The sequence below is a fragment of the Capnocytophaga sp. oral taxon 903 genome, assembly GCF_013394785.1.
GTDB classification, from domain to species: Bacteria; Bacteroidota; Bacteroidia; order Flavobacteriales; family Flavobacteriaceae; genus Capnocytophaga; species Capnocytophaga ochracea.
The window spans coordinates 1,192,257-1,215,616 of record NZ_JABXYW010000002.1; the positions used below are offsets into that span (position 1 = coordinate 1,192,257).

Annotated in this window: 18 protein-coding genes and 1 pseudogene; 14 read left to right on the forward strand and 5 right to left on the reverse strand. The window is 40.2% G+C overall.

Features of this window, described 5'->3' with window-relative positions; translation table 11 throughout:
• Positions 1–15: 15 nt before the first annotated feature.
• Complete coding sequence (locus HW279_RS04945; protein WP_002674885.1) at positions 16–276, reverse strand: thiamine-binding protein; 261 nt, start codon at positions 274–276, stop codon at positions 16–18.
• 253 nt (positions 277–529) lie between these two features.
• Between HW279_RS04945 and polA the strand changes: the two genes are divergently transcribed.
• Positions 530–3,328 carry a DNA polymerase I gene (gene polA, locus HW279_RS04950; protein ID WP_178958200.1) on the forward strand — a complete coding sequence of 933 codons (2,799 nt, stop codon included), beginning with the start codon at positions 530–532 and terminating at the stop codon, positions 3,326–3,328.
• A 138-nt stretch (positions 3,329–3,466) separates the two neighbouring features.
• Positions 3,467–3,985, forward strand: coding sequence for a class I SAM-dependent methyltransferase (locus HW279_RS04955; RefSeq protein WP_178958201.1), 519 nt, complete (start codon positions 3,467–3,469; stop codon positions 3,983–3,985).
• Between the two features lie 422 nt (positions 3,986–4,407).
• On the opposite strand, the pseudogene HW279_RS04965 reads toward HW279_RS04955, so the two are convergent.
• The 4 genes and pseudogenes from HW279_RS04965 to HW279_RS04980 all read right to left on the reverse strand — a co-directional run.
• A pseudogene (locus HW279_RS04965) lies at positions 4,408–4,869 on the reverse strand (transposase); the annotation flags it as partial.
• 12 nt (positions 4,870–4,881) lie between these two features.
• Positions 4,882–5,121 (reverse strand): hypothetical protein, encoded by a 240-nt coding sequence (locus HW279_RS04970; RefSeq protein WP_178958202.1) that lies wholly within the window; start codon positions 5,119–5,121, stop codon positions 4,882–4,884.
• A gap of 98 nt (positions 5,122–5,219) precedes the next feature.
• On the reverse strand, positions 5,220–5,567 hold the full coding sequence (locus HW279_RS04975; RefSeq protein ID WP_255495771.1) for a transposase: 348 nt from the start codon (positions 5,565–5,567) through the stop codon (positions 5,220–5,222).
• Positions 5,568–6,220: 653 nt separating this feature from the next.
• Positions 6,221–7,618 (reverse strand): alginate export family protein, encoded by a 1,398-nt coding sequence (locus HW279_RS04980; protein WP_178958203.1) that lies wholly within the window; start codon positions 7,616–7,618, stop codon positions 6,221–6,223.
• 186 nt (positions 7,619–7,804) lie between these two features.
• Here HW279_RS04980 and nrfH point away from each other — a divergent pair, with 186 nt between their 5' ends.
• From nrfH to HW279_RS05040, 12 genes are all read left to right on the forward strand, one after another.
• Positions 7,805–8,422: a cytochrome c nitrite reductase small subunit gene (nrfH, locus tag HW279_RS04985; protein ID WP_009409942.1), complete on the forward strand. Its 618-nt coding sequence runs from the start codon at positions 7,805–7,807 to the stop codon at positions 8,420–8,422.
• 27 nt (positions 8,423–8,449) lie between these two features.
• Complete coding sequence (nrfA, locus tag HW279_RS04990; RefSeq protein ID WP_178958204.1) at positions 8,450–9,916, forward strand: ammonia-forming cytochrome c nitrite reductase; 1,467 nt, start codon at positions 8,450–8,452, stop codon at positions 9,914–9,916.
• Positions 9,917–9,999: 83 nt separating this feature from the next.
• Positions 10,000–11,214, forward strand: a complete 1,215-nt coding sequence (locus HW279_RS04995; protein WP_178958205.1) for a cytochrome c biogenesis protein ResB — start codon at positions 10,000–10,002, stop codon at positions 11,212–11,214.
• A gap of 46 nt (positions 11,215–11,260) precedes the next feature.
• Positions 11,261–12,055, forward strand: coding sequence for a cytochrome c biogenesis protein CcsA (gene ccsA, locus HW279_RS05000; RefSeq protein ID WP_178958206.1), 795 nt, complete (start codon positions 11,261–11,263; stop codon positions 12,053–12,055).
• 600 nt (positions 12,056–12,655) lie between these two features.
• The gene (locus HW279_RS05005) at positions 12,656–13,465 is read left to right on the forward strand and encodes an oligosaccharide flippase family protein (protein WP_255495772.1); all 810 of its coding nucleotides are present in this window, start codon (positions 12,656–12,658) and stop codon (positions 13,463–13,465) included.
• Positions 13,466–13,587: 122 nt separating this feature from the next.
• Positions 13,588–14,001, forward strand: coding sequence for a hypothetical protein (locus HW279_RS05010; protein WP_178958208.1), 414 nt, complete (start codon positions 13,588–13,590; stop codon positions 13,999–14,001).
• Positions 13,998–15,119 carry an EpsG family protein gene (locus HW279_RS05015; RefSeq protein ID WP_178958209.1) on the forward strand — a complete coding sequence of 374 codons (1,122 nt, stop codon included), beginning with the start codon at positions 13,998–14,000 and terminating at the stop codon, positions 15,117–15,119. The genes HW279_RS05010 and HW279_RS05015 overlap by 4 nt, the downstream gene beginning before the upstream one ends.
• Complete coding sequence (locus HW279_RS05020) at positions 15,120–15,950, forward strand: glycosyltransferase family 2 protein (protein ID WP_178958210.1); 831 nt, start codon at positions 15,120–15,122, stop codon at positions 15,948–15,950.
• Positions 15,931–17,094 carry a glycosyltransferase family 4 protein gene (locus HW279_RS05025; protein WP_178958211.1) on the forward strand — a complete coding sequence of 388 codons (1,164 nt, stop codon included), beginning with the start codon at positions 15,931–15,933 and terminating at the stop codon, positions 17,092–17,094. Before HW279_RS05020 ends, HW279_RS05025 begins: the two co-directional genes overlap by 20 nt.
• A 6-nt stretch (positions 17,095–17,100) precedes the next feature.
• A complete protein-coding gene (locus HW279_RS05030; protein ID WP_178958212.1) occupies positions 17,101–18,678 on the forward strand; it encodes a phosphoethanolamine transferase in 1,578 nt (525 codons plus the stop codon).
• Positions 18,679–18,746: 68 nt separating this feature from the next.
• Positions 18,747–20,987 carry a GH92 family glycosyl hydrolase gene (locus HW279_RS05035; RefSeq protein ID WP_178958213.1) on the forward strand — a complete coding sequence of 747 codons (2,241 nt, stop codon included), beginning with the start codon at positions 18,747–18,749 and terminating at the stop codon, positions 20,985–20,987.
• Between the two features lie 211 nt (positions 20,988–21,198).
• Positions 21,199–23,358: a PepSY domain-containing protein gene (locus HW279_RS05040; RefSeq protein WP_178958214.1), complete on the forward strand. Its 2,160-nt coding sequence runs from the start codon at positions 21,199–21,201 to the stop codon at positions 23,356–23,358.
• The last annotated feature ends 2 nt before the right edge of the window (positions 23,359–23,360 follow it).

The window sequence follows — 23,360 nt, forward strand, 5'->3', positions numbered from 1 at the left end:
GCTCGCAGGCTTTACTTAGAAGAAAGGTTTATACTCGTGGCGGTCGGACTTTACGATTTTCACGTACATCAGTCCGCGTTCTACTAAGTCGAGGGCTTCTTCTATCTCGGTGGTGAGAACATTCATCACTTGGGTATACTCGCCATAGACTTGGGTACTGAGAGGGTTTTCTTGTACGATGAGCCCAGAGGCGCGCAGTTTCTTAATAAAGTGAATGATAGGACGCTCGTAATCGTCTTGCAACGGGCTAAAAGTAAGTTCAACAGATACTTTCATAATGGTGAATGATTAATTATTAAAGGTTAATTTATATTCGGGACAAAAGTACAAATAAAATGGGAAATTACAATTATTTTACTACCTTTGCGCAAAAATATGTATCTCTTTCAGCCAAAAGAGTAACCTCCTTTTTACCTATATTGAGTGAAGATAAAATGAACTAAAAACACCTTTCGAAGAGGGAATTAGCGAATTTAAGAGGGAGTATGCTTGATGTTTTTGGCTTAATGGAGGATAAATTATTTAATGAATGAAAAAACGGCTTTTCCTACTCGATGCTTATGCCCTTATTTTTAGGGGTTATTACGCTTTTATCAAGAACCCGCGTATCAACTCCAAAGGGTTGAACACGTCGGCTATTTTGGGCTTTATGAACTCTCTTTTAGAAGTAATTAAAAAAGAAAAGCCCGACCACCTTGCTGTGGCTTTCGACAAGGGAGGAAGTGTGGAACGCACGGAACTCTTTGCCGACTATAAAGCCAATCGGGAAGAAACGCCCGAAGCCATTCGGTTAGCAATTCCGTATATTCACGAAATCTTGAAAGCCTTGCATATTCCTATCATCGAAAAAGAGGGTTATGAGGCTGACGATATCATCGGGACACTCTCTAAGCAAGCTGAAAAGCAGAACTACCAAGTGTATATGGTAACGCCCGATAAGGACTATGCACAACTTGTGAGTGATAATATCTTTATATACCGACCTTCGCGCGGAGGTAACGATGTGGAGATTTGGGGCGTAAAAGAAGTACAAGAGAAATTTGAGGTGCAAAATCCTTTGCAGGTAATAGACTTCCTCGGAATGATGGGTGATGCGGTAGACAATATACCTGGGCTTCCAGGAGTAGGCGAGAAGACCGCTAAAAAGCTACTTGCCGACTTTGGCTCTATGGAAAACCTTCTCGCCCATACTGACCAACTGAAAGGCAAACTGCGCGAGAATATTGAGAGCAACAAGGAAAAAGGAATCCTCTCTAAACAGTTAGCTACCATTATGCTGGACGTGCCTGTAACGTTTGATGAAGAAGACTTTGCGATGTCCGAACCCGATTTTGAAGCGGTAGGGAGGATATTTGAAGAGTTAGAATTTCGTCAGTTATTGCAGAACTTTCTCAGAACGTATCAGCCCGAGATGCCAACAGCACCCCCGCCACTTACAGGTAATAAGCCCACAGAGGGGCAGTTAAGTCTCTTTACACAAGGCGATTTATTTGCACAACCACAGGTAATCAGCGACAAGAAGAACAGCACTAATACACCTCACTTCTACCAATTAGCTGATACCCCAATGGCGCAACAACTGCTCTTGCAGAATTTATTGCAACAAGCCGAAGTGTGTTTTGATACCGAAACGACCAGTGTGAACGCCTTAGAAGCCGAATTGGTAGGGATTTCCTTCTGCTGGTCGGCTCACAAAGGTTATTACATACCTTTCCCTACTGATAAAGCAGAAGCAACAAAACTGCTTGAAACCTTCCGTCCGTTCTTTGAAAATGAGCGTATTGGTAAGGTAGGTCAGAATTTGAAATACGACCTTAAAGTATTACAAAACTACAACATTGAGGTGCGAGGCGCACTCTTCGACACGATGATAGCCCACTATCTGCTGAATCCAGATATGCGCCACAATATGGATATCCTCAGTGAAACCTATCTGAACTATACCCCTATTGCTATTGGGAGTTTGATAGGTAAAGGTAAGGCACAACGCTCTATGCGTACCGTTCCACTCGACCAAGTGAAGGAATACGCCGTGGAAGATGCTGATGTTACGTGGCAACTCAAAAACGTATTTAAGGAGGAAATGCCCAAAGTGAACGCCGAGAAAATCTATACTGATTTGGAAGCGCCTTTGATAAAAGTGTTAGCCACTATGGAACGCGAAGGAGTGAACCTCGATGTACCCTTCTTAAAAGAATACGCTAAGATCTTAGATGCCGATATAGCACAACTCGAAGCCACTATAGCCGAGCAGGCAGGGGAGAGCTTCAATTTGGCATCGCCGAAACAGCTAGGTGATATTCTTTTTGAAAAACTGAAAATTGACAGCAAACCTAAGAAGACGAAAACAGGTCAGTATGCCACTTCCGAAGAAGTATTAGCCCCCTTTGCTTCTAAGCATAAGATAGTAGCCGATATACTTGAATGGCGACAAGTGCAGAAGCTCAAATCTACTTATGTAGATGCCTTGCCTTTGGAGGTGAACAAACTCACCGGTCGTGTACACACTACCTATATGCAAACGGTAGCTGCGACGGGTAGATTGAGCAGTAATAATCCTAACTTGCAGAATATTCCTATCCGCACTCCTCGCGGTCAGCAGGTGCGCAAGGCGTTCATCGCACGCAATCCTGATTATGTGCTTCTCTCTGCCGACTATTCGCAAATAGAGCTTCGCATCATCGCTGCCTTGAGCGAAGAACACAATATGATTGACTCATTCCTCCGCAATGAGGATATTCACCGTTCCACAGCTGCCAAAGTGTTCCACGTGCCTTTGGAAGAGGTAACTCGTGAACAGCGCAGTCACGCCAAGACGGTAAACTTCGGGATTATCTATGGTGTATCGGCATTTGGACTCTCGGCTCAAACCAATTTGAGTCGTTCAGAGAGCAAGGAATTGATAGACACTTATTACGCTACGTATCCCAACCTGCGAAACTATATCAGTAAGCAAATACAATTTGCTCAAGAACACGGCTATGTAGAGACCGTATTGGGAAGGCGTCGCTATCTACCCGATATTCACTCTCGTAACCAAGTAGTGCGCGGAGCAGCTGAGCGCAACGCTGTGAATGCCCCGATACAGGGCTCGGCTGCGGATATCATCAAAATTGCGATGATACGCATACAACACGAGTTGATTCGCCAACAACTTCAAACCCGTATGCTCTTGCAGGTGCACGACGAGTTAGTGTTCGACGTACCTAAAACAGAGCTCAATACCGTTAAGCCTCTGATTAAAGAAGCGATGGAGAGCGCTTTTACTCTTGCTGTTCCGCTTGTGGCAGACTTAGGGGTAGGGGATAACTGGCTCGATGCACACTAGAATTAGGTAAGAGGTAAGAGGTAAAAGGTAAAGCCAGCGAGGGCTCACAGCTGGGTATGTGAATAAAAGGTAAAAGGTGAGGCGACGCCGACTTTGGCGAAATTTGTGGCATCTCCTTGTTAATTGTCAATGTAAATTATGTACAAGATATTTCCTAAAAAACGCTATCAAAAAACTTTGAGTATTCTCAAACAATATGCCCCTCAGGGTAGCACTATCCTCGATGTGGGGGTGGAGAATCCTTTTTCGGCAGTAATGCAGCAAGAAGGCTATACTGTGCTTAACACTACGGGGCAGGATTTGGATTTTGAATCACACACCCTACAAGCCTTTAAGGCTGATTTTACAGTGGCTTTGGAAATTTTAGAGCACTTGGTAAACCCTTTGGCAGTTTTGCAGAATCTCCCTACTAAAAGGATACTCATTACTGTGCCCTTGCACCTTTGGTTTGCCAAAGCTTACCGCAATACGTCTGACCCTCGCGACTGTCATTATCACGAGTTTGAAGATTGGCAATTGGATATGCTGGTAGAGAAAGCGGGCTTTCGTATTATTTATAGAGAGAAATGGACACACCCTGTGAAGAAGTTAGGTTTACGTCCGTTATTGCGATATTTTACGAATAGATACTACGCCGTAGTGGCAGAGAGAAAATAATAGTTGAATCTCTCTTCGGGAGAGAAATTAAACAAATTGCAACAAATCAAACAAGCTATAGCACGACAGATAGGAGCGAGCTAGACGGATTTAGCACAGATGATTCTTTTGTAAAACATCATTGTTCCACGGATTGGCTCAGCTTTAGCTGAGGAATTTCACGGAACAGTAATGAAAAGGCAATTGTAAATCAATATTGTATATATCGAACTGACGTTAAATTATATTAGGATTGAACCAGTCGTCGGTGCGGTCGAAGAGGAGTTGCCAAAGGGTGCGATTGGTAAGATAGAAGCGAGCTGTAAAGCTCATTCCTTTATTTATATTACCACGATAGCCATTTTTCAGTTGTAAATAACCTTGTCACGTCCTAAAAAAGGTTGTCATAATTAATTATTGTTTTATTAGTAATATTTTTCTTATTAAGCTACCTTTTGAAAGTATACCTGATCAGGAGTTTTTAAGTTCAATGCATAGTGAGGACGTTTTTGATTATATGTCTTTATAGCCGAACATACCGCACTAAGAGCTTGTTGTTCAGTATTAAAAGTAACTCCTAAATTAAACTCTTGCTTGAGAATCCCATTGATACGCTCCGCGTGAGCATTTTCATAACAGTGATTCTCCTGAGTCATACTAATTTGAATGTCCTCTTTTTGCAATAACAATATATACTCTTTGCAACAATATTGAACTCCTCTATCCGAATGATGTATTAAAGACTCTGACCTTTTCTTCCCTTTTAAAGCCTTCTTCAAAGCCTCTAAACACCCTTCAATAGATAGACTATTACTTAAACAATATCCCACTATCCTTCTTGAATATAAATCAGTTATAAGCGATAAATACCTAAAACCTTCTAAGGTACGAATATAAGTTATATCACTTACCCATACTTAATTTTTAGCACTCACTTCTACATCTTTAACAAGATTTGTCCACTTTCTAAAAGAATGATTAGAATAGGTCGTACGAGTATAACTCCTCTTCCTTTGAATGAGTAAATCATTATTATTCAATATCATAAAAAACTTATCTCTCCCTATTTTTGCTACCTGATGTATCTTATCTGATAACATATAATAAAGCTTCTTTCCTCCTATCTTGGGCAGTTCTCGACGTATTTCCTGTACCATCTCAATAATTATACTCTCACTGAGTGCTACCTCCTTGAACGATTTAACTGCTTTATAATGAGCTTGTCTGCTAATACCAAAACACTTGCAAAGAGCGCTTATCTTTTCTGTTTTGGAAAGTACTTCAATAACTCTTGTTCTAACTTTTTTTTTATTTCATCGCCCATTCCTGTTTCCTGACCAAGAATTTGAAAATAAGTCTTATAAACTTTATTCTCTAAAGTCGTTTCAGCAAAAGCCTCTTTAAGGGCTTTTAACTCCTTTTTAAGAGCTTGAAGCTCCCCGATTTCATCAATTGTTTCCACGCGTACTATTTTATTTAATAAGTGATTTTTACCATACTTTTTGAGCCATTTTTGAATTGTTGTACTTCCTCCAATGCCGTACTTACGTCGACAGTTTTCAATACTCAATCCGTTTTTCTCTATCTCTTCTACGATACTCAACTTAAAGCAATCACTGTACCGAACTGTTTCTTTCCTCCCTTTTGTCATATCTTTTTATGGTTTTTAGTGTAAACCTATTTCAGGATATGACAATGAGTAAATATTGTCAGTTTATTCAACTTTGCCAAAGGTGCGAGCCGCACAGGCAGTGTGAGCCACACGGGCAAAAACTTTGGCAAAGTGTGTACCCCTAAAAGTGACGCATAGGAGAATTCGGAAGGAAACGGATAAGAACGGAAGAGAGGAGGGAGAGATTTTGATGAAAAAAGGGTGTAAGGAGGGTGGGGGTAGCTTATAGAGAGCTTATAGGAAGCTTATACGAATCTTGGACGATTGGTATAGGAGGGGTATATAAATAGTTGATTCATAATATGATACAACGAGTATAAAAATGGGAAAAACGGGGTTTCGAGGCGAAAGAAAGAGGAAGAGGTACTAGGTCTTAGGCCATAGGCAATAGGGGGAATATGACGGAAAAGGGAACGAATGACGAGGAACGAATGACGAATGACGGAGGTAATAGGGGAATGTAGCGACGGAAAGGTAAAAAGTAAAGCGAAGGTAGGAGAGAGATGTAGTGAACAATATAGCAAAAAAGAAGAGGTAAGAATGCTATGGCAATTCTTACCTCTTTTTATTATAGTTCAATACAATTAAAATATCGCAGAGAACAATTTAGGATTGATGTTTAGGCTACACCAGAACCAGTCTTGGTAACCGCGTTGGTTAGCAGTACCTTTGAGGGCTTTAGTGCCATCGTTAGCAAAATAAGTAGAGTAACCTACTTGCAATCCTATAAAAGGTTGTACTTTTAAGTTGTACACCAAGTCGATTTCACTACCGAGGCTACTGTGCTTCTTATCAGTTTCGAACTTAGCAGCGGGTGCAAAGAAGTGATAAGTAGCGCTGAGGTTGCTCTTTTCGCCAGTGCGTACATTGGCAGTGAGATAAGGATTGAGCAAACCTACAGAAGGAGTGAAACCTACATAGTAATAATCCATAAAACCGTAGAACTTGTGGTTGGTACCGCTGAATGGATTGAATTTCTTGTCTTTACCCGAAGTGTCATCAGAGGCGTTGCCACTGAGGTAGTCTACTCCAGCGGTTAAGCCAAAGATAGGAGAGAACTTGTAGCCTGCGTTCACTGCAAACATATAAGCGCTTTTATCGGCACCTGCAGCGTTTTTACCAGTTTGCATATAAGCAGAAGCACCATAGGTCAACTGGTTACTTTTGCCAGTGTAGTGCGCACCGAAAGTTTGCATATTTTGGTCCGCACTATCATTGGTACGGTAACCTAAGTTAGCAAACAAGAGCGACAATTGGTGCGCTTCACTGATGCTATAGTGCGCGTGAAGAGCTTGCAAGTGTTGATAATCCTGACCTGCACCTGGAGTAAAATTCTGTCCGCTAGGAGTATTTACATTCAGTAGTGTACCTGTAGCAGTCCCTGATTGGTTGTAGGCAAAGAAACCGCGAAGTGTCCACTTTTCGGAAGGTGTCCAATTGAGGTTCACTGCATCGTGGCTACGTCCGGCAGGGTGCCAATCGAGAGAGCCGAAAATACGGTCGTCGTCCAACGCAATTACTTGTCTACCTACTTTTGCGCTAAGAGTATTAATGAGAGGGAATTCGGCGTAAGCCTCGAAAACCGACATACCGCCTGTTCTATCGACGGCTTGTATTTGTTGTGCTTGCCCCCAAACGTTCACGTTTTGGAGAGAAACGTACAAATGTAGGCGGTCGCTATGCTTATAGTCGAAGTTTAAGCGCACGCGGTTGTTGGTGAGGATAGCAGGCGATTCACCTTCTACTAAAGGGCGATATGCCCCATTGCGGTACTCGAAGCGCGGACGAATTTGTGCTGATAGCGTGAACTCGTTATCGGCAGGTGGCGGAGGAGGTGGCGTCATCATCTCTTCCATAGGAGGTTGTGGAGGAGGAACACCTTCATTAGGGGCAGGAGGATTTTCTACCTGCGCAGTTGCTAAAGAGGGGTACAAAACGAAAGCGGTACCCAAAGCAAAAAATGATAATAAATGTTTTTTCATTGGTATAGTGTTTTTAAAATGTTTTACGTTTAAAATAGGTTAAAATGCTGAAAATAAGACACAAGACCACAGCTTCTTATTTAGAATTACAATAAAATAAGGATATATCTTTATTTTCTTTTGCAAATGTAAGGAAACTATTTTACATTTGCAACGAAAAGCAACGAAAAAAATATTTTTTATATAATGGCGACAACAGATAACAACACCCCATCTACTAAAAAAGGACGATGGTTTCGTTTCTTAATTCCCTCGTTAGTAGGGATACTGATAGGGCTTTGTGGATACATATTTTATATATCCAAAGCATACACCTATCTGTCCGACGACCCCAAGGCGTGTGTGAACTGCCATATTATGGAGCCTGAGTATGCTACGTGGATGCACTCTTCGCACGGTCGCAATACTGTGTGTAACGATTGTCACGTGCCTCACGACAACGTTTTTCGCAAATATTATTTTAAAGCGAACGACGGACTTCGCCACGCTACAATGTTCACCTTCCGTATGGAACCACAAGTGATTAAGATGCACACTCCAGGGCAAACAGTGGTACAAGAAAATTGTATTCGTTGCCATAGTACTTTGGTAAGTGAAGTGCAAGCGGGCAAGGTGACTGCTAAAATGGCACACGCTGATAACGGTAAATTGTGCTGGGACTGCCACCGAGAAGTACCTCACAGTCGCGTACGAGGGCTTAATGCTGCTCCTCATTCGCCTGTGCCTATTGTGGACAATATGCCTAGCAACACTCCCGATTGGCTTGACAAAATGGTGAAAAACAGAGAAAAATCAAATAATTAAAAAAAACGAAATATAATTTATACAGCGATGAAAAAGAAACATTGGTTAATTGCAGGTTTATTAGCAGTGGTTACCTTTTTATTAGGTCTATTGGCTAATTCGATAATGAACAGATCAACAGAAGCTCAGTTAATAGCTAGAGGTGGTAATAACCTTAAAGAAGGTGAATGTCGCAATGAGCTTTACGAACCGTTCTATCCTCGTGAATACGCTTCGTGGGCAGCTACTGCCGACACTACTTTCCGCTCTAAGTATATGAGTAGTAATGATGATGATTTGCTCGCTTTGCGCCCCGAAATGGTAATCCTTTGGGCTGGTTATTCTTTCTCTAAGGGATACAACGCTCCACGCGGACATATGCACGCTATTGAAGACGTTACTAAAATCCTCCGTACTGGCGCCCCTACCGATTCTACCCACTCTCCTCAACCAGGTACTTGCTGGACTTGTAAAAGCCCTGATGTGCCTCGCCTAATAAAAGAAGTAGGTGCTGAAACTTATTACAGCGCTCCTTGGGATCAATGGGGTAGCCAAATCGTAAATCCTATCGGTTGCGCTACTTGCCACGATACTAAAACTATGAAATTGCAAGTAAGTCAATTGGCTTTACAAGAAGCCTTCAAACGTCAAGGTCGCGATATCAATAAAGCTACTCATCAAGAGATGCGTTCTCTTGTGTGTGCGCAATGCCACGTAGAGTACTACTTCAAAGGTGATAAAAAATATCTTACTTTCCCTTGGGATAAAGGTATGACTGTTGAAAAGATGGAAGAGTACTACGATGCAGAAGGTTGGACTGACTATGTACACCCACTTAGCCGTACTCCTATCCTCAAAGCACAACACCCCGACTATGAACTTTCTCAACTCGGTATTCACGGACAACGCGGCGTTTCTTGTGCCGATTGCCATATGCCTTACAAAACTGATGGTGCTGTGAAATTCACCGATCACCAAATCAGTAGCCCTTTGCGTAACGTATCTGCAAGCTGTCAAACTTGTCACCGCCAAAGTGAAGAAGAATTGGTGAAAAACGTATACGATCGCCAAGATGCTGTATATGGTATGCGTATGAAACTCGAAAAACAATTAGCAAAAGTACACTTCAAAGCTAAATTCTTGTGGGATAACGGTGCTACTGAAGAACAAATGAAACCTACTTTGGCACTTATCCGCAAATCACAATGGCGTTGGGATATGGTACACTCTTCACACGGTGCCGCTTTCCACGCTCCTATCGAATCTGAACGCCTCCTTAGCGATGGTCTTATCTATGCTTATCAAGCTGAAAATAATTTAGATGTGCTTAAAGAAAAACTAAACATCAAAACAGCTTTCGTAATGCCTGATATCAGCACTAAAGCTAAAGCCCAAAAAGAAATCGGTCTAGATATTCCTAAAGAAGAAGCTGCTAAGAAAAGATTCTTGGAAACTATCGTCCCTAAATGGATTAAAGAAGCTAAAGAAAAAGGACGCTTAGTAACCCAAAAGTAATTTAACGAATTACGAATGACATATGACGAGTAGGGGCGAATGTAATTCGCCCCTATTTCTTACCTCTTATCTCTTACCTAACTATGAAACAATATCCTTTCGCTATTCTCGTAGCGTGCATATCCCTTATCATAGGGCTGATACTACAACTTACCTTAGGAAGTATCAGCAAAAGTTGGTTTAGCTTTCCTTACAATGTAATAGGAGGCTTTGCCTTTGTGGTACTCACTACAGCTGTATATTTTATTTTTAGAAAAACAAATTTTATCGTGCGCTTTTCATCAGCGCCTTTTGCTATTGTTACGGTCGTAACCCTTGGGGTACTCACCATTGGTTTGGGGAGCATCAACGTAAATCCTCAAGAGGTAGCAAATAGCTTTCTAGGAAAATTAGGATTAGACGACCTTACCAAAACTTGGTACTTTGGCATTATCTTCGTATTGGCTCTGATGAATCTTTGGTTTTCTATCCTCAAACGCTCGATGGTCTACCAACGCAAAAACATACCTTTCCTCCTCAATCACTTTGGCTTATGGCTTACAATGTTCGCTGGCATATTAGGTCAGGGAGATATTATACGTCTGAAAATGAACCTCTATAAGGATAAACTCGAATGGCGCGCTACTACTGAAGATAATCAAATGGTAGAACTCCCCATTGCAATGGAACTCAAAGAGTTCAGTATTGATATTTATCCTAACAAACTATTTGTGATTGATAGTACAGGTTCTGCTTTGCCTACTGAAAAACCTCAAGGCTTTATGCTCGAAAAAGACGGCGACTATGCAACCCTGCTGAACTGGAAAATTACTCTTCACCAATATCTCGAAAAAGCTATTCCCGATACCGATAGTACCTACATCAATCACACGATGTGGGGTGCGACCAATGCGGCTAAGGTAACCGTAGAAGACCTTCGTACTCACAAAAAGAAAACCGATTGGATTTCTGCAGGTAACTTCCAATTCTCACCTCGTGCCATTCATTTAGACGATGAGCATACCTTGGTAATGGCTCCTGCCGAAGCACGTAAATTCCAATCTGAGGTATTAGTATATCAAAAAGGAAAACAAGAAGTTTTAGAAGAAAAAATAGAGGTGAATCACCCTATCAGTGTAGGTGGTTGGCGTATTTACCAATTGAGTTATGACGAGCGTATGGGACGTTGGTCAGAACTTAGTGTGGTAGAACTCATTTCCGACCCTTGGTTACCTGTCGTTTATGTAGGAATTTTCTTACTACTTGCTGGCGGTATTGCTCTACTCTTTGAAGTAAAAACTAAAACAGCTAACAAGTAACAGCTAACGCTGTTGTTAATTATTAATTGTCAATTGTTAATTAAAAATGTGGCATTATTTTAATCTTATAACATATATCACAGTAGCTTTGTGGCTACTTTCAGGTACGCTTATCTACAGCAAGAGCAAAGCGCTTAGAGGAGTGAGTATTGTAGCTCACTTGGTAGCTACCTTAACCATAGGAGGTTTTATTGTTGCCTTATGGCAAAACTTAGACCGTCCGCCATTGCGCACACTTGCCGAAACGCGTATTTGGTATGCCTTTTTTATGGGACTCATAGGCTGTGCTATCTATTGGCTCTATCGCCAAAAGTGGATGCTTAGCTATTCAGCAGTAATGGGTATTGTATTTATAGTGCTTACCTACACTCACCCCGATACAATGAACAAAGCCCTGATGCCTGCCTTACAGAGCGTGTGGTTCATTCCACACGTAATCGTGTATATCTTTGCTTATGCGATGTTGGGTATGGCTTCACTTACTGCTTTTTATGGCATTTATCGCTATAAAAAAGGACAAGAAGTACAATCAATTTTTATCGTTATCGACCAACTCGTAAAAATAGGTTATGTATTTCTCACCTTTGGATTGCTTTTTGGAGCCCTTTGGGCAAAAGAAGCGTGGGGACACTATTGGACGTGGGACCCTAAAGAAACTTGGGCGTTTATCACTTGGCTCGGCTATTTAGTATATCTCCACCACAAGTACAATCACAAAGAAAAGAAACCTTTTCAGAGTTTTATCATTGTAGGGCTCGCATTCATACTGTTGCTCATCTGTTGGTTTGGCGTTAACTACTTGCCAACGGCACAAATGAGTGTACATACCTATTCAGGATAAATAATTAAAAAAGCTGTTAAGCGAAGGGATTAACAGCTTTTTTACTTGTTGTGCTACGATTTTTGCTGAAAGTTATAACTGCCCGTGTAGCTTACACCTTCCCATTGGCTAATTCTCTAATTTCTCAACCCGCCTATCCTCTTTCCGTCAAAACCCTAGTGCCTATGGCCTAAGGCCTATTGCCTTTTCCCTTTCTTTCGCCTCGAAACCCTGTTTTTAACATTTTTAGTGCTGTTGTATTACATTACGAATCAACTACTTATATACCTTTTCTATACCAATCGTCCAAGATTCGTATAAGCTTCCTATAAGCTCTCTATAAGCTAACCCCACCCAATTTACAGCTCATCTTTTACCTTTTATCTAAAATACTACTTTTGAAAATCTCCGTTTCCTTCCGATATACTCAGACTCTCTCTGAAAAGTTGTTTATCAATACTCAAAAAATAAAAATACGTCCTTTTTGTTGTTTTTTTTCGGTAGAGTTGCTACTTTTGCAATTTAACTACTTAATGTAGAGAATCATTTTTTTTAATGTTACAAAGCAATTCTTTTAGGCATTTATTTTGGAGTTCAGTGGATAATTTCCTACAACAAATATTGAATTTTGTAGTAGGGATTATTTTGGCTCGTATCCTCGTGCCTGAAGATTTTGGTCTTATTGGTATTGCTACCTTCTTCATTACTGTAACAAATGTTTTGGTAGAAGGAGGTTTTGGGGCAGCACTTATCAATAAAAAGAACACTACACAAACCGATTATAGCACTATCTTCTTTATAAACATAGGGTTTTCAGTCTTTTTATACCTACTCCTCTATGTCTCATCAGCAGGGATAGCCTCTTTTTTTGGTAACCCTCCTATTCAGCCTCTATTACAGTTATTAGGACTTAACATTGTATTAGTTTCCTTTGAACTTATACATCGCACTATACTTATAAAAGAATTAGCTTTCAGAAAGATTGCTGTTGTTTCGTTCATTTCTGTAACTATCAGTGCCGTTTGCGCTATCGTAATGGCAAAAAGAGGCTGGGGCGTGTACAGTTTGGTGTATAGAGTGCTTATTGGAGAAGCTATTACAGTCGTACTTTTTTGGATTTTAAATAAATGGCGTCCCAGTTGCTTGTTCTCTTGGCACTCGTTTAAACAGTTGTTTTTGTATGGAGGGAATTTGCTGTTTTCAAACCTGCTAAATATCCTGCAAACTAATATTTACTACGTGTTTATTGGTAAGTTTTTCAGTGCAAGTGCTTTGGGTTATTACACTCGTGCAGTAACCTTTCGCGATTTGTTTTCTTCCAATATTTCTACGATTGTAAAAAAGGTAAGTTTCTCAACTCTTTCTAAGGAAGAAAATCTCAAAGCCAAAAGTGATAAGTTCTTCTTTTTGAAAAAGTTACTTTCTTATTAGTGAGTTTTGTGAGTTGTGTGCTATTTTTTGCTTCAAAGGAGATAATTATTATTATATTATCAGAAAAATGGACGGAAAGTATCCCGATATTACAAATCCTTTCCCTTTCAGGAGTCTTTATAGTGCTTTATAACTTAAATATCGATTATTTTGCGGTATTAGGTGACACTAACCAATATTTACGGATAGAACTCATCGGGAAACTGCTCATTATTCCCGTTCTTTTGATTGTCTACTGCGGAAGTTTTCAGTGGGTGCTCTACGGAATTGTAATCCACAGTGTGATAATGTTCCTTTGGGTGAGTTTCTCTCTTGATAAAGTACTCAAAGGAATTTTAAAGCATCAGTTATGGAATCTGCTGAAAGTAGCCATTATATTTGTAGGGCTATTATTGATAGCCTATTTTACCCGAGTTATTGAATTTCAAAATTTATACCTCTCTTTTGTGTTAAAATGTTTAGTGATAGGGCTGCTTTTCGCTGTGTTTTATGCAAAGGAAGTGAAACAAATTATGTATAAAAATAAAAAACTATGATTACACCATTAGGAATTTCAGAAGCGTATTTTAAGCTATTGTATAACGTTGGTTATGCACTAATGGCTATTATAGCCCTCGTTTGGGCATACCAAATGGATAGAGGTAATGAAGATAAATTACCTTCTTTTATTTCAAAACACGCTTTACCTTTCTTTGTGCTTTATTTTATCGTGATTGTAGGGTTTAGAGATGTAACTGTAGGTACAGATACGGTAAATTATCACTACTGGATGGCAGGCGATGTACCCCAAGAGGCGAAAATGGAGGTAATGTTCAGCTGGTTGATGGCGGGATTAAGTAGTATAGGCGCTCCTTTTTCGGTATTTTTACTAATAATTGCAGGGCTTTTCTACGGAATCATAGCCTATGCTTTGAAAAACTTAAGTAACAAATACCAAGCGAATACTTTTTTTGTTTTTTTCTCCTTTGTGTCATTGTTTTTTGCAGAGAGTTTAGCCATTAATATTATCAGACAAGGACTTTCTTTAGCTTTTTTAATATTTGCTTATAGTTTATGGGAAAGAAAGCAATACATAGCTTATTTATTTCTATTATTAGCCTTTATTACTCATACCACTGTAATAATTCCTATTGTCGTATTTCTGCTATTGCAATTAGTAGCCAAAAGAATTCCGTTGTACTATTTTTTAGCCTTATACGTATTGGGGATTGTTTTAGCCTATCTAAATATAGGGCTGTTAAATATTGCTTCGGTTATGGAAGTTATTTTGCGGAAAGACCCAGGGCGATTTAGTACTTATTTTCTAAATGATGATGGCTTATATCAAGTGGGATTCAAGCCACAATTTGTAGCTTTTACCACGCTATTTCTGGGGATAGGGCTCTATATACGTAAGCAATCGTTTATGGTAGCGAGCGCTTGGAGTACCTCTTACGACCAGCTTTTAAAATACTTTGTAAGCGTAAGTTTTCTGTTTTTTATGGCATTCCAGATTCCGTATTCCGACCGTTGGGGACTTTTTGCTTGGATAGCAATTCCGTTTATTGTACTGCCTTGTTTTTCAAAAGACTTTAAACCTAAGACCGCCGTGATTGCTTTTTTCATTTTCCTATACGCTTTTTTCACTTTGTACAACACTTTAAAACACGCATAGATGGTAACCATTGGACTCCCTTTTTACAATGCCGAAAAGTATTTAGCTTTAGCCATTGAATCGGTACAAGCTCAAACGTATAACGATTGGGAATTGTTGCTATTGGACGATGGAAGCACTGACAATTCTTTATCTATTGCTCAAAGCTATGCTCAGAAAGACAGTCGTATAAGAGTGTTATCAGATAACAAAAATAGAAAATCGGGCTATAGACATAATCAAGCTGCTCAATTAACAAAAACTAAATATCTTGCTAAAATGGACGCCGATGATATAATGCACCCTAACCGTATTGCTCGACAAGTAGAGATATTAGAAACACACTCCGAAATAGATGTATTAGGTACCAATGCGTATATCATCAATGATGATAACAAAGTGATAGGAACGCGATACCCCATTGATTCCGAAGAAAGACTGGAACAAGTGAAGGATTTTATGCAACCTACTATAATGGCAAAGACTGAATGGTTTTTAGCAAACCCTTACGATATCGAGGCTATTCGCTTAGAAGATGCTGAGTTGTGGTATCGCACCCACTCAAAATACCATTTTGTGCGTTTGAATGAGCCGTTGCTGTTTTATAGAGAAGTGGGCAATAACTATTACAAGAAGTATTTTTTAGCTCAGCAAAGTAAAGCCTATATTTTTAGTAAATATCCTGATGAAAGCTATTGGAAACACTATTTTAGAGCGAATTTTCTCAAAGGTATTGTATATAGAATAGCTCATATTTTTGGTATGGAGCAATGGCTTGTGAATAGGCGCAATGTAAAAATCAACCCTGTAAAACCTTATACAGCTTATCAAGATGAAAACAAAACTATTTAGAACTGCCACTGTACCCTCGTCTTTAAACTCACTGCTAAAAGGGCAACTAAAGTTCTTGAACGAGACTTTTGAGGTAACTGCTATTTCGGGTGAAGGAGAAGACTTGGAAGAGGTAAAGAGGCGAGAAGGGGTAAATACCTTTGCTATCGCAATGTCGCGCCCTATTGCTCCCTTGAAAGATTTGAGTTCTCTACTGAAACTTTATCGCTTGTTTAAGAGAGAAAAACCTACTATAGTACATTCTATTACTCCAAAGGCAGGCTTATTGAGTATGCTGGCTGCAAAAATGGCAGGAGTACCTATCAGGATACATACTTTCACCGGACTCATTTTTCCCACTCGCAAAGGTTTAATGCAACGGCTACTCATAGCGATGGATAAGTTACTATGCTGGTCGGCTACCGATATATATCCCGAAGGTGAAGGAGTAAAAAGAGATTTACAGCGATTTCATATTACAGCAAAACCCTTAAAAGTATTGGCTAATGGCAATATCAACGGGATAGATACCGATTATTTTTCTAAAACACATTTTTCGGCTACTGATAAAGCTACTTTACGAGCATCGTTAGAGATAGGAGCAGGAGATTTTGTATACATATTTGTAGGAAGATTAGTAGGTGATAAGGGCATTAATGAATTGGTTACCGCTTTTCAAGCACAGAAACAGCAAACAACATCCCCTATAAAACTGCTATTGGTAGGCAGACAAGAAGCTCATTTAGACCCCTTGCAAACTAAAACATTAAGCGCCATAAATACAGACCCTGATATTATATCCGTAGGAGAGCAAAAAGACGTGCGCCCTTATTTGGCAATAGCCAACTGTTTTGTATTCCCAAGTTATCGCGAAGGCTTTCCCAATGTAGTATTAGAGGCAGGTGCTATGGAATTGCCTTGTATCGTAACCGATATCAACGGTAGTAACGAAATTATTATAGAAAACAAAAACGGACTTATCGTTCCTCCTAAAAATGCAAAAGCTTTTCAAAAAGCAATGACAGAGTTATTAAATAACAAAGAACTATATGAATATTTACAGCTGAATAGCAGAACTCTTATCGCCAACAGATATCAGCGGGAAGAAGTGTGGAAAGCTCTTTTGAACGAATACAATAATTTATTAAAAACTAAAAATTTATAGATTAATATGAAGATGATAAAACGTTTATTAGCATTTTTAAAATTACATTTATTTGAGATATTACTACTTGTCTTTTGTATTGTAATGCCTTATACTTTAGGGAGATATGTTTCATTAAGAGGAGTGTTGGCAAGTTTTTTATTTTTTCTTGTTTTGAAACGCATACACTATTGGGTATTTTCAATAGTTTTCTTGCTTATTGTTATTACTTGTATGTTGTTTGCTCCGATAATAATGTGGTTTGGAGCACCTCCTGCTACTCTGGTAGGAGCTTTTTTTGAAACTAATTATCAAGAGAGCAAAGAATTTTTAAAAACTTTACCTTTTTATACCTATCTTATTTCGTTGCTAATCCTCCTATATGGAATACTAATTTTATATTTAGGAAGAAAAAAGAAAGGATTTTATTACACTAAAAAACAACTATTGATAACCTTATTATTTTGTGTATTAGGAGGTTATTTCGCATTAGGAAAATCACACGTGAAGACCAATACGGAAAGCAGATGGGAATTATCTGCATCAAGAGTTTCTTTTATAGGTTTTTATGATTTTATGTATCAAAGCGTTACAGAATACCAACAGTTAAGAAAATCACTAAGTAAGGAAATTAAAGAAAAGGCTTCTTGGGAAATAACCTCAGTAGCCCCTACTTACAAGAACTATGTATTAGTGATTGGAGAAAGTGTGCGAAGAGACTATATGTCGTTATATGGTTTTCCTTTAGAAAACTCTACGTTTCTAAAAAATGTAAAAGGCACTGTAATAGAAGGATATACAGCGGCTGGTGCTAATACTACAACTGCTTTGTTGCGAATGTTTTTACAGATAAAAAACAACGATTTTGTATATGCAAACAATATTGTATCATTAGCAAAAGAGGCGGGATTTGAAGTTTATTGGCTTTCTAATCAAGGTACTGTAGGAGAATACGATACACCTATTGCTAAAATAGCAGCTTTGTCAAATCATTATGATTTTACGAAAACGGGAGATTATTCTTCTATTAACTATTTTGATACTGTTTTGTTACCTACTTTTGAGAAAAGACTGAATGAAAAGAGTTCAAAGAACCGTTTGTTTATCATTCATATAATGGGATCCCACGAATATTTCGAAGATAGGCTTTCAAATGCTATTCATTACAATTATTACAACAGAATTATTTCAGCTTATCTACAAACCATAGAACAAACAGATGATTTCTTAAAACAAATATACGAAAAATTACAACAACAAGGAGAACCTTTTTCTATGATATATTTTTCAGACCACGGATTAGCTACTAAAGAACGAGAAAGTAAAAATGCGTGGTTGGTACACGGATACAGTAAAGAAGCTTTCGAAACACCTTTTATACAAATCAATAGCGATGACACAGAACACAAGATGTTAAAGGTACAAAAATCGGGATTTCATTTCTTAAGTGGTTATGCGCATTGGTTAGGAATTCGAGAGAAGAGCCTTAATCCTGATTACGATTTTCTTTCAGACAAGAATGATATAATAGAGGAGTTTAACCAATATGTACCATTTGATACTTTGGAAGAAGATCCTATTTTGATAGATAAAAAACATAGATAATGTGTTGCTTCTTCTAAAAAATAATTGTACATTTGTAGCCTGATTAACCATTTTAGCGTTTTATACGAATGAGAAACCTATTTGCTTTTACCACTCTATGGGTGGCTTTATCACTACACGCACAACAGCAACCCGTGGATTATATCAATCCGCTTATTGGTACTTCTAACTTTGGTGCTACGCACCCTGGCGCAATTGCTCCCCGCGGTATGCTTAGCATTTCGCCTTTCAATGTAGCTTTCGATACTACGGGAGTGAAAGCTCCTCTCGAAAAAGATAGTCGCTGGCTTTCTAATCCTTATGTAAATGAAAATAAATTCTTCACCGGACTTACCCACGTGAACCTCAGCGGTGTGGGTTGTCCTGAACTCGGGGTGATTATCGCAATGCCTACTACTGGTAAATTGGAGGTAAATCACCTAAAATATGGCTCAACCTACCAAAATGAGGTGGCTAAAGCGGGCTATTACAGCAACTTCCTTACTAAATACCATATCAAAACTGAAGCTACCGCCACTACAAGGGCTGGTATTACTCGCTATCACTTCCCGAAAGGAGAAGCTAACCTACTTATCAACCTCGGACTTGGACTCACCAACGAAAAGGGTGCGATGCTGAAATTCGTATCGCCTACCGAGGTGGAAGGTATGCGTATGGTAGGGACTTTCTGCTATAACAGTCCGGAGCTGGCCTATCCGGTGTATTTCGTAGCTAAAGTAAGCAAAGTAGCACCTTCTTATGGCGTTTGGCATACGCCCGAAAAACACCAAGGGGTGGAAGCTCAATGGATGTGGTACAATGGCAAAACTCGCCTCAAAGAACAATTTGCCCGCGAGGTAGTAGGCGATAGTATAGGGGCGTATTTCCGCTATAAATTCGACAAAGAAGAGGTGGTTGAACTAAAAGTGGGCATTTCGTACGTGAGCATAGCCAACGCCCGTGAAAACCTTGAAAAAGAGATAGGCAACCGCACTTTCAACGAGGTGTACACCGCTACCCGCCAAACGTGGAACGATACCCTCCGCGCTACCGTAGAAGGCGGTACTGATGACCAAAAAACGATATTCTACACAGCGCTCTATCACGCGCTTATTCACCCCAACCTTCTGAACGATGTGAATGGTGATTATCCTGAGAGCAAGACTAACAAAATAGGCAAAAATCACCAGCGTTATACGGTGTTCTCGCTTTGGGATACCTATCGCAATTACCACCAATTGCTCACCTTGCTCTACCCCGAACAGCAACTGCAAATAGTGCGCACGATGCTCGACATCTACAAAGAAAGCGGTTGGCTGCCCAAATGGGAACTCAATTCTACCGAAACCTTTACGATGGTAGGCGACCCTGCCAGCATAGTATTAGCCGATACTTACCTGCGCGGTCTCACCGATTTTGATATACAAACAGCTTATGAGGCGATGCTCAAAGGGGCAAATACCCTTGAAAATAACCCTATACGCCCAGGGGTAAAAGAGTATTGGAAATTGGGCTACCTGAGTGTAGACGGAGGGGTAAAAGGTCCTGTGTCTACTACCCAAGAGTACAATGCTGCCGACTTTGGCATTGCACAAATTGCCAAGAAACTCGGCAAAAAATCCGATTACGAGAAATTTAACAAACAAGCCTATTCGTATAGAAAATTATTTGATAAAGAAACCCATTTATTGCGTCCGCGTCACGCCAATGGCAAGTGGTATGCGCCTTTCAACCCCGAAAGTGGAGCTAATTTTGAAGAGAATGTGGGCTATATCGAGGGCAATGCTTGGCAATACGTATATATGGTAACCCACGATGTAAAAGGAATGATCAAGCTAATGGGCGGTGAAAAACCTTTTGAAAAGCAACTCGACCATATTTTCGACAGTAAACAGTACGATATGGCAAACGAACCCGATATTGCCTATCCGTATCTCTACAACTTCCTAAAAGGCAAAGAGTGGAAAACCCAACAGAAAGTAGACCAACTCATCAATGAGTATTTTCAAAACAAACCTGCGGGGCTCCCAGGCAATGAAGACACAGGAGTAATGTCGGTTTGGCTCATTTATGGAATGGCAGGTTTTTATCCTATTACTCCCGCTGAGCCTAACTATACTTTCACCTCGCCTAAGTTTACTAAAATCACCCTCAAACGCAATCCGCAGTACTATCCTGCTGGTGATTTGGTAATAGAAAGTAATGCTTCGCCTGAAAACATTTACATTAAGAACATTTACATCGACGACAAGCCTTACAAAACCTATTTTATCAGTCACGAGGCGCTGAAGAATGCGAAGAAAATACGATTTGAGTTAGGTAAGAGATAAAAAAAGTGTGATACTGAGGCTATTCAAAAAAAACTAAATCACATTTCCGTCACTACACTTTGCCAAAGTTTCAGACTTTGGCAAAGTTGAAAATAAATCAGTAAAAAAACCACCGCTGTCGCGAGCTTATAGCTCGTGCTAAACAAATTAATAAATCAACACATTAACAAATTGCCTTTGCGTAATTCGTCACTCGTAATTCGTAATTATTATGCGTAAACTTCATTTAATTCTTTCCCTGATAGCAGGGGTATTCATTTTGCTGGGGGCTCTCACGGGGGGCATCTTAGCAGGTGAATCGGTGTATAACCAAACGTTACTACCTTATAAAAGTGTAGCGTTTGAAAGCACTACTCTTGCCCAAACAATTGCCGTTTTGAAGGAAAAGAATATAGATGCGCTCAAACTCTCTATCGACCGCAATCACTTTGTGCAAATAGAGACTGCTGAGGGCGAAAAACTCTTTATCCATCCGCAATCGGGGGAGGTCATCAAAGGGGATTACAAACCCTCGAAGTTTATACAATTCGTCAAAACACTACACCGCTCGCTCTATATGGGCAAAACGGGACGGGTGATTATGGGAGTTACAGCTTTGTGTTTGTGTGTAGTAGCCTTGTCGGGTATATGGCTCATCGCGCGCAAACAGCAACGCTGGGGCAGGTTCTTCCACAAACTTCCTCAAGAAAAATTCTACAATCATTACCACAGTGCTCTGGGGCGCTGGGCGCTCGTGCCTATCTTTATCATTGCCCTCACGGGGGTGTATATGATGCTCGAAACAGTGGGAGTGTTTCCTAAGTTCAAAGCCGAACACAATTACGATGTTAGCACACTACAAGAAACGCCCGCAAAACCCGCTAAAGACTTCCCCGTTTTCCAAGTGCCTCTCGCCGAAGTGCGCCAAGTGGAATTCCCTGCTTTTGAAGATGTAGAAGAGGTCTATAAAGTAGATTTCATCGATAAAAACATCGTAGTCAATCAGTTTACGGGTGAGGTGATTAGCACCTCCACTTCTCCTTACAAAGGCTTGGCGTATTTGGTGCGCACCCTGCACATCGGCAAAGGGCATTACCTCTGGGCAACCGTCTTGTTGCTCTCGTGTGTGGCGCTGTTGTTCTTCCTCTACTCTGGTTTTGCGATGACCCTCAGAAAACGAAAGAAAGGCATCAACAATCCGTTTGATAAAAGCGAATGTGAATACATTGTGTTAGTAGGCACTGAAGGAGGCACCACCCGCAGGTTTGCTATCCTTTTCCATAACGAACTCCTCCGTTTAGGCAAACGTTCTTACCTGACCGATATGAACGCCTACACTCGTTTTGCTAAAGCAGAGCAACTCATTGTATTTACTTGCACTTATGGCGATGGCGAGGCACCTATCAATGCGACTCACTTTGCACACTTATGGGCGAAATATCCCCCCGCACAACCTTTGGCGTATAGCGTACTCGGCTTTGGCTCTGATACTTACCCCGATTTCTGCAAATATGCCAAAGAAGTAGACCAACTATTGTCGGCTACTGCACAAGCAGAATGTGTGCTGCCTTTGCATACCGTAAACGACCAAGATTTTGGTCAGTTTAAAGCGTGGGCAACGGCTTGGGCTATGACGCAAAAGCTCTCTTTGGCTTTGCCTGATGATTTCAGCGTACAACCTCAGCGCAAACCGCTCTCTTTTACGGTAACAGAGAAAACGCCCGTAATGGACGACGATATTTTCCTAATAGCGCTACGCCCGTCCCAAAAAAGTAGTTTTGTATCTGGCGACCTCTTGGGCATTACCCCTGAAGATGGACGCGAACGACTCTATTCGGTTGCCAAATACCAAGGAGATGTGTGGTTGAGCGTGAAGTTACATTCACAAGGGGTGGTGTCTAACCTGCTGAACAATTTGCAAATAGGCGATACATTGCAAGCTGCTTTGGTAGCCAACAAACACTTCCATTTTCCTAAAAAAGCACCTCAAGTGGTCTGTATTGCCAATGGTTCGGGGATGGCGCCCTTTATAGGAATGATAGCCGAAAATACCCAAAAGAAACCTATCACCCTGATATGGGGTTGTCGCCGTGAAGCCTCTTTGGAAATCTACCGCCCTTATATAGAACAGTTTACTCGCGAAGGAAAGATAGCCAACTATTGGCAAGCTCTCTCGCGTGAAGGGGATAAATTCTACGTGCAAGACATCTTGCGAAGAGAAGCCTCTTTCTTTGCTAAACTCCTTAAAAACAAAGGAATTATAATGATATGCGGGTCGGTTGCAATGAAAAAAGCGGTGACCGAAGTCTTAGAGGCGATTTGTAGAGAGCATTTAGAAAAACCGCTGAGCTACTACCAAAACAAAGGGCAAATCAAAACGGATTGTTATTGATT